We start from the raw sequence: 9,151 nt of genomic DNA, 5'->3' as shown, positions 1-9,151 counted from the left end.
ACTTATTTTTATCTTCTGCTTATCCGGATCATCCTCCAAAAATGTGCACTCTACCCTGATCTCTCCTTTGTTGGTAAACTTCAGAGAATTACCGATGAGGTTGTATAGTATTTGTTCGATCTTCGAAGCATCCCCTCTGAAAACGGGAGCAATATCTTTAGGAAAAACAGAGATCAATTTTATATTTTTCTGCACCGCTTTCGGCTGAAGAATATTCACTACGTTGTTCACTGTCTGCTGTAAAGAGAAGTCTTTAATATCGAGAGACATTTCGCCGGCTTCTATTTTAGAAATATCCAAAATATTATTAATGATGGAAAGCAGATGCTGAGATGCACTGTTGCTGTTGTCTACAAACTGCTTTTGTCCGGAGGTAAGATCCTGTTTTGCCAATTCCCTTAAAAATCCGATGATTGCGTTAAGCGGTGTTCTTATTTCATGGCTCATGTTTGCCAGAAATGCTTCTTTAGCTTTGGAAGCTTCCTGCGCATTTTCTTTTTCTTTCTTCAGCGCTTCTTCCATGTGTTTTTGGTCGGTTATATCCAGATGGATTCCTACAGATCCGATAAGATTTCCCTTATCGTCATAATTGGGAGCTGCACTTATTGCCCACCATCTCAGCTCACCGCGTTTGTTTTTCACAGGAACCTGATAAACGCTGGAAAGTCCCTTTTTTCTGAGTGAAACATGATGCTCCACCAAAGGAATGCTGTTTTCTTTGTATAAAAACAATTTTGAAGGCTCTTTACCAATAAGTTCATCAATTTCATAGCCGGAAACATCACAAAAACTTTGGTTGGCATACTGTATTACTTCGTTGTTATCCACTTCCAGAAGTCCCAGATTCATGTTGGCGATAATATTGCGGTATTTTTGCTCCTGAACTTTTAAATTTTCTTCGGCTCTTTTTCTTTTTGAGATATCCTGAATAAAAGAACAGAAAAACTTTTTGCCATCCTGTTCTATGGGAATTATAGAAATTTCTATGGGAAATTCTTCTCCTGATTTTCTTATCGCAGAAAGTTCCAGCTGTTCATTAAGAACCGGGCCGTATCCTGTCTCCATATAATTTTTCATTCCTTCTTCATGGGCTTTTTTATGAATTTCAGGGATAATGGTTTCTGCCAGAGTCTTCCCGGTAATCTCCTCAGCCTTCCATCCGAAAATCTGTTCGGCTCTCTTATTCCAGAAGGTTATTTTCCCTTCAGAATCTGCGTTGATAATGGCATTGATGGCGGAATTCATAATCAGCCGGTTTCTTTCTTCACTCTGTCTCAGGAGCTCTTTAGCCAAAACACTTTCCGTAATGTCATTATATTTCCAGAGATGTCCCCTGTATTTGCCGTTGATATAAATCGGAATGTAGTCCCTTTCCAGAAATCTTCCTGCTTTGGTTTCTAAAAGCTCATCTGTAACAATTTTTCTCTCCTCCAGAATTTCATTGATTCTTTCGGGAAACCTTTCCTCATTAGCAAAAAGATGTTTGGAATCTTCCGCAGAATTACTGCAGTCTATTCCCTGCATGGTTTCAGGCGAAAGAGGGATACGGAACATATCGCAGAACAAGCTGTTGGTAAAAAGAATTCTCCTGTTTTCGTCTTCCACCAGAATTCCGTACTGCAGGTTGGCGAGTAATGTTTTAAGCAGTTCGAGCGTTCTGTTAAGCTTACTTTCCATAAAGAATCTTACCCGGATATTTGCCAGAATCTGTGCAAACAGTTTCAGCAGATCATTTTCCTCGTTCCCGAAATTACGGTATTGATGCACTGCATCAAACCCTACAAATCCTTCACACTTCCCGTCGATCATCAAAGGAATGGCGAGAACACTTTTTACATTGTTTAAGAGCAGAAGATCTCTTAAATCTTTATCCGGAAAGTCATCTGCATTATTAATGGTAATAGATTTTCCCTGTTTATGGAGTTCCACAAATTTTTCGAAAGGCTCCAGAGGAAAGTCCTGATAAAAACTGATATTGGAAAATATTCCTTCTGAGCAGTACTCATACAAATTGGAGCAGGTATTTTCCTGAAAGTCATATTTAAAAACATAAATTCTGTCTGCTTTTACAAACCTGGCGATGGCTTCAAGAGAACTGTTAATGTTATCATTAATCTCCTCTACAGGAATATTGATAAATTCTGAAGAAATATTCATTAAAAGCTGCTGGAACTCCAGTTGTCTGCTGAGCTGGCCTTCCACAGATTTTCTTTTCCTGATCTGCTCGGAAAGATATTCTGAAAGCTCTCCAAAATCTTCAGACTGCCGGATTTCCATATTCTCATCAAGCATTTTCAGTGACTGGTAGAGCTTACTGATAGAATCCTGCTTCAGAATATACTCTTTGTTAAGATCCTGATATACTTCCTGATATTCTTCTTCACTTTTAGAGAAAGCATGGTTCATAAGTTCTTTATCTCTCTCGTAAGATGCATAAGATTCATTAATAGCAGATAAAAAATTACTGAATTCCGAATCTGAGTGAAAACTTTCCGGAAGATATTTTTTAATCTGTTTTTCCAGTAACTTATGATATTTCATTTTCTTTAAAGTATTTCATTAATACCGGTGATGGTGATGGTCTGGTTGTGCAGCTCGCAATTCTGGAAAGGCTTCAGAGGAGAAAACTCTCCGTAAGAATAAAAGCCCATTACGGCGGTTTCGTTTCCCAGTACATCTACAACCGCATCTACTTCTTCTGAAATTCTGTTTCCCAAGACCAGTTTTCTTCCTACACAGCTGATAAGGATTGCCAGTTTAGGATTTGCAGAGTGAAAATCCTGACATTGCTGTGCCGCATCCGTAGCCGCATCTATCAGTCTGTCGAAATTTGCCTTCATGAATCTTACCTTGCTGCCTTCCGGAATATCTCCCGCAAAAACCATATAATTTTCTCTGTCATTTACAGATAAAATCGTTCTCACTACCGTTTCTTCATTATCTTTCAGCTTTAGGGAAAGCGGAAAAAGCAGTGCGGAACTCGGGAGTTCTTCAGCATATTTTCCTAAATATTTTTTATAAATATCGAGAGCATTTTTACCGTCTATTTCGTAGAGCTTATTTCCTGAAGATTTTGTTACCGTTTTCTCGATGCCGAAAGTTTCCCAGCCACCAAAAGAAGCGTGAGAAAGCATAAGAGAACTGCCATAGAAGCCAATGGCTGCAATATTATCGGGAGCAGGAACTTTGTTCAGTCCCACAAGAGTTTTTTCAAAACGATCGCCATCGCCTGCAAGACCTCCGGAGATTAAAACTTCTTTCCGTTTTTCAGAATTAATTCCTTTTATCAGCTCACTTCCGTTTACGTTGCTTCCGTCCGAGAGAACAAAAACCCATTTCAGGTCTTCCCGATATAAATTTTTCATCAGAGCAACTCCTGCTTCGTGGCTGTCTTTATAATCATTTATACAGATTTCTGTGGTTTTAATTTCAGAATTATCAAATCTGAGGGCGGTAACGGAGACCGTATCATCGTATACATCTTTACAAAATATTTCTCCTGCTGAAGAGCACAGAGCGATTTCAGCATTCGGGAATTTCTGTTGAATACTTTCAAAAACATCGTTTTCGGACAGGAGCTTTCTTTCACCAAAACCAAGAACCAATTGCACTTCATTATAGTCTAACTGTTCATGATTAAGCTCTCTCGTCCATTTTCCTTCTGAGAAAAGTAATTTGGCTACCTTCATTTCTGCTTTTTTTGTCTGGTTTGAAATAAACTGTAACAGGAGATCTGCCTGCTGATCTGCTTTTCTAAGAGTACGAAAGAATTCTCACATGTCCCGTTTTAATGCCTTTTCTGAAGAAAAAAGATCATCAGCTCTCAGATAAATATCTTCTGATAAAATGTCGTTTTCTGCTGTTATCAACGTCTTTTTTCCGGCGTTCCCTTGCATTTCTGAAGAGAAAAACTTCATAATCCTGATTTAGATTCCACGCCTCACTTTAAAATAAAATAATCTGTATACTGAGGATTTCATTGTTCATGATTAGTTTTATATTCAAATATAAAAAATATTAGGATGCCTTCAATGTTTTTTCTTACAGATTATCAGTACAATTAGAAAATGCAGGTTAGGATATGCCGTGAGAAAATGTATGGTTCCGAAGAAAAAGAAGATGAGCACTGCCTGCGAATATAAAGGCACAGTGAACCACTGAGAAATCCGGAAGACGGCTCAGACAGGAAATTCTGAAAGTAAACTTAATGCAATTACAGATACTGCAATGCATTAAGATTTAAAATTATTCTGAAAAAAATGAAGGGTATTTTACATGATAAATTTAGTTATCCCATAGTAAAAGGCAGGCTTACAACTCTTTCATAGATCCAGTAACAAGCCATTACAATCACAAAAACAGAAACTGCCGCCCTGTAAAAATCGATATTCTTAAACCTGTTGGAAACGTAAAGAATAACAGGAAAACTTATCAGTACAATCAGAATCTGCACCAGTTCTATTCCTATATTGAAGCCTAAAACACTCCAGATAAACTGGCTGATATCCAGATTAAAAAACGTAATGGTATTGGCAAAAGCAAGACCGTGTACAAAGCCGAAAAGCAGGGCTATAAGAACTTCTTTCCCTAAAAAGATGGGTTTGGAGATGTTGATTCCGGACAGTAAGATGGTCATTGCAATCCCTATTTCTATATAATTCGGGTTGATGTTTATTAAATGGATGGCTCCCAGCATCAGCATCAGCGAATGTCCTATCGTAAAAGCAGTTACGATTTTTACCACTCTTTTCACCGCAGATTTTTTATTGTCGAGAAGTTTCCATTTTCTGTCCTCTACAAAAAACGGGGCAACCAGAAGCAGGGAAATTAAGAACAAAATATGGTCTTTCCCTTCTAAAATATGCTTAAAACCCATTTCAACCATACTTTTGAACCCTGTAAAAAAGCTTCCTTCCTCTAATGATATATTCAGAGGCTGAATATTCCCGTCCAGATCGCGTGCTGCAACTCCCAGAATCTGATTAGAATTCTGTACTCCTTTTTCCCAGTCGGAAGCCAATCCTATAATCGATTTGTGATTATAGATCTGGTGTACAAAGGCATCGTAATGAAGGGTAAAATTACGGGTATCTTCTTTTCTCTGCGGTTTTGCCGTAATCCTGAAATCTATTTTATCATAAAGTCCTACCACAGAATCCTGTGTTCTGGAGATTTTATAATCAGCAAGTTCTATATTCCAGAATCTGTTCTCTGAGGAAATTTTGATATGATTTTTAAAATACTCCTGAATCTTTTTTTTCTGATCCGGTGTTATTTTACCATTATAAACAATTTCAAAATCACGAAGCGGCGCAGTAATATCTATCGCCGCACCGCCCGGATACATATGAAACATGACCTTTGTATCCGGCAGCGGATGCGCCGATGCAAAGACTGAAAAAAAGATAAAGAACAGAAACAGTTTCTTCAGCCCTTTATTTTTTGATGAGCTTTTGCCCATTTGTTTTTGTACCATTGTGTTGTATATTGAAGGTATAAACTCCTTTTTCAAGACTGCTTAAGTCGGCAGAGACCGAATTTTGTCCTTTCGGCAGATTGCTCTTTTCTATGCTTTTTGCCAATCTTCCGCTCTGGTCATAGATGTTGATTTTTGTATTTCCTTTTTCAGAAGCTGTAAAGTTAAAGGTTGCAAAATCTTTCACCGGATTAGGGTAAACTACAGGTTTAGATATCGAAGCAGCCGTTTCATTGGTAGATAATGTACTGCCCGTTCCTCCGTAATCTGTAGTATGATCTCTCCAAATGCTGTGAGGATGTTTCGGCGTGAGGATAATTCCGTTCTGTACTGAGTATTCTATCCAGACTGATGGACCGTCTATTCTTACGTAGCCATTCTGGTTACTCAGTGTGGCATCGGTAGACCATGCAATGTATGTATTATCCAGTTCATTATTATATTTTGCCATAATCGTTGCAGCATTCGTATCATCCACATCATTTACGTAAGTTGCAATTGCATTGTAAACGAGTTGTTTCTGAGCTGTTGTTAAATTGCTTACTTTCAGTCCGGATTTGGTAGTCGGAAACAGCCAGTCTTTTCCGGGACCGCAGACCAGATCGGTATACGTTGTGGAAAGCTGTGCCGTAGTAAGCTGTGCAGAAGATAATCCGGACAGCATATTCACAAGAGCCGTTTTTTCTTCAATCATCGGCTGATAGGTTACCGAATTATAGATAAAAGAGGCAAAAGGCTCCGCAGCGACAAAAGAAGGAGTTGCCCCCACAAGAATTCCGTTGATATAGGTATTGGAAACCGTTCTGTGATGTCCTGTCATCTGGATTTCAAAAGTTCCCGTAAGAGAAGGTGTTCCGAAAAAACCAATATAAAAATTACCTTCTCCGTAAGTGGTTCCGCCTCCGTTGTTTGAAAGATAATTGTCTGCCATCCAAAGTCCGTAGATCTCGTTATAGCCTTCGTTTCCTGTTCCGGATAAAGCCTGAATGAGATTTCTGGCAGCGGTTAACTGAGCCGTTGTAAGAGTTCCCATTTTCAGCCCGATTCTCGGAGACATGGCAGCAGGAAGATTAGACCATGTTTTTGCGTTGGCATACGTATAAGCCAGCTCCAGCGTTGAAATCTGTGAACTGGAAAGGGTGGCTTTGAAGGCATTGGCAAGATCAATAATCTGTTGTGTGGTTACCACCGTTTTCGCAGCCTTATTTTTCTTGGCAATATTCGTCATAAACGCTGCTTTTGGGGTTTCTGTATTCTTTTTAAAAAAGCTGAAAAATGAAAGTGCCGCAACAGAAGTGGCTACGGTGATGCTGAATAGTGTTTTCATTGTATAAGTGTTTAAATTATAGGTCTCTAAAAGTTGTATTTTAAAATTAATCGTGCATTAAAGGGCGTTCCTGCAGTATAATGGATCTCTTCCACACTTTCGGTTTCGTTTTGAAGACGGCTTTCGGTGAGGAACTGGGTTTCTTTCCATTTGGTGTTGAAAATATTATCGATATTAATTCCCACAGAAACTTTTCTGAACTGATAATTCACAGAAAGATCGGTGATAAAATATCCTTTCGCTGTTACAGAATTATCCCCATTCGCAGGTCGGTCGCCTAAATATCTTGCATTGATGCTTCCTGAAAAACGGTTAAGATTTTTCACAGACAATCCGCTGACAAAGGTAGTTTTGGGAGCAAGAGGAATGTAATCGTTCCCTTTGGCTTCTTCTATAGCTCTTGCGTGGGTGTAGGTAAAATCGGTATTCCAGAAAAGCCAGTTGTTCAGCTGATAACGCAGCCCGACATCAAGACCTTTTCTTGCTGTTTTTCCTGAGGGTTCCACCACCGCTTCATCGCCTACATAAACAAATTCCTGTTCGAGAAAAAGATACCACAATGAGGCGTTTATTAACAAGTTGGCAAGAGGTTTCCACGAAAATCCCAAATCGGCATTGTAAGAAGCCGGCAGAATGTTTTTCCCTTTTTCGGCAATTACCACTCTTGCATCATTGCTGTGAAAGCCTTTTCCTAACTTCAGAAAAGCATTAAAACCTGTATTAAAAGAGTATAAAAAACTAAGTTTCGGACTAAAAACAGCTTTTGCTTCAGACTGAGTCTGATAGTTTTCTGCCAATTGATCCACAACATTAAATTTGAAATAATCTGCCCTCAATCCTGCATTAATCAGCCACTTTCCGAAAGAGAAATCCCAACTGCCGTACCCGAATAGATTAGTCTGATTAATATCTCCCAGACTCAGATATTGCAAAACGGTCTGCCTGTTCTTCGTATGAGAAAGTTCTATATCCTTATTGTTGTCATTGCGTAAACCGCCTCCTGTTTTAAAGCTGATATTGTCATTTATTTTCCCGTTATATTCCGATTGAAACCCTACAATCGTCCTGTTGTCTTTCTGCCTGATCTGATCTCCGTTGATGGGATCATTCAGGAAAAAGGTAAAATTGGAATACAGTTCAAAATCATATTTGCTGAAATACACCTGATTTCTGATAAAAGCATCATCATTTATTTTTCTTTCATACTGAAGATTGAAATTGCTTCGGCTTGTTGTGCCTCCTTCCGTATTGTCTATTGCTCCAAAATGCGAAATAAGTCCGCTGTTTACGGCTCTTTCCGGTATTTGTCCGCTTGCATCCCATCTGCTGTTAAAATGCGAAACTGAAACAGACAGTCTGTCTTTATCGCTCAGTCTTGAGGTATATTTTCCAAAAAGGTTGATGCGGTTGAAGTTTTGAGGAGCATCAAAATAATTATCCGTCATTAAAAACTCTCCCGCAAAATAGGCTGACTGATTGTTTTTGTTCAGTAAATTAAAAATCCCGTTGGTTCTGAGGGTATTAAACTGTCCGATTTCCAATCCTAAACTACTTTTGTCGACAAAATCCTTGGTTTTAAAAGCGACAAATCCCGCAGTGGCAAAATCTCCTTTATCCGCAAAATAAGATCCTTTATCAAAATCGATGCTTTCTACCGTTTCCGGAATCACGAAATGCAGATCGGCATATCCCTGTCCGTGAGCGTGAGACACCATATTTACAGGCATTCCGTCTACAGAAATGGCAACATCGGTTCCGTGATCGGCATCAAAACCGCGCAGAAAAATCTGCTCTGCCTTTCCTCCTCCTGCATGCTGCCCGATAAACAGTCCCGAAACTTTTCTCAGCAGATCCTGAGATGAAGCAACAGGCTGCACCTGCAAATCGATTTTCGAAATGGTATTTAAATTTTTTAAATTTTTCGTAATGGTGATTTCTTTGATCTGAAATGATTTTTTTTCTAAAATAATATTCAGGTTTTCCGGATTTTCCAGAACGATCTTTTGGGGCTTAAAATCCTGATGAACAAATTCCAGACTATCTTCCGGACTTACATTTTCCAACAAAAAATTCCCTGAAATATCAGTATGGGTATGATACAAAGGTTTAGAAGTATTCTTTACTAAAACATTTTCTACCGGATGACCGTTTTCATCAGAGATAATCCCCCTGATTGTACTCTGGGAAAAGATTAAAACCGGAAAAAGAAAGAAAAACAGCAATCTCATTTCATTTCTGATTTTTGTTGTGGATTTCTAAACCTCACAGGTTTTTAAAACCTGTGAGGTTTGGGTAAGAATCTTTTTATGAATTAGTCGTTGCATAATCGTTCACTCTGTCTCTCCAGA

5 protein-coding genes are annotated in these 9,151 nt (G+C 38.8%); all 5 read right to left on the bottom strand.

The features are described 5' to 3' along the window. The coding region (locus WFK35_RS17145) for a PAS domain S-box protein (RefSeq protein WP_336733611.1) at positions 1–2,541 on the bottom strand (2,541 nt) is incomplete at its 3' end. A gap of 5 nt (positions 2,542–2,546) precedes the next feature. Beyond that, entirely contained in the window at positions 2,547–3,689 is a 1,143-nt protein-coding gene (locus WFK35_RS17140; RefSeq protein ID WP_336733610.1) for an FIST signal transduction protein, read from the bottom strand. 599 nt (positions 3,690–4,288) lie between these two features. Beyond that, the gene (locus WFK35_RS17135) at positions 4,289–5,476 is read right to left on the bottom strand and encodes a HupE/UreJ family protein (RefSeq protein ID WP_336733609.1); all 1,188 of its coding nucleotides are present in this window, start codon (positions 5,474–5,476) and stop codon (positions 4,289–4,291) included. Then, positions 5,436–6,803: a DUF3500 domain-containing protein gene (locus WFK35_RS17130; RefSeq protein ID WP_336733608.1), complete on the bottom strand. Its 1,368-nt coding sequence runs from the start codon at positions 6,801–6,803 to the stop codon at positions 5,436–5,438. The genes WFK35_RS17135 and WFK35_RS17130 overlap by 41 nt, the downstream gene beginning before the upstream one ends. A 26-nt stretch (positions 6,804–6,829) precedes the next feature. Further along, positions 6,830–9,031: a TonB-dependent receptor gene (locus tag WFK35_RS17125; RefSeq protein ID WP_336733607.1), complete on the bottom strand. Its 2,202-nt coding sequence runs from the start codon at positions 9,029–9,031 to the stop codon at positions 6,830–6,832. Positions 9,032–9,151: the final 120 nt, after the last annotated feature.

Origin of the sequence: Chryseobacterium sp. VD8, from assembly GCF_037149975.1 — a bacterium.
In the GTDB taxonomy this organism is placed as follows: domain Bacteria; phylum Bacteroidota; class Bacteroidia; order Flavobacteriales; family Weeksellaceae; genus Chryseobacterium; species Chryseobacterium indicum.
Note: the sequence above shows the minus strand (reverse complement) of the source record. Positions and strands in the feature narration are given on the sequence as shown.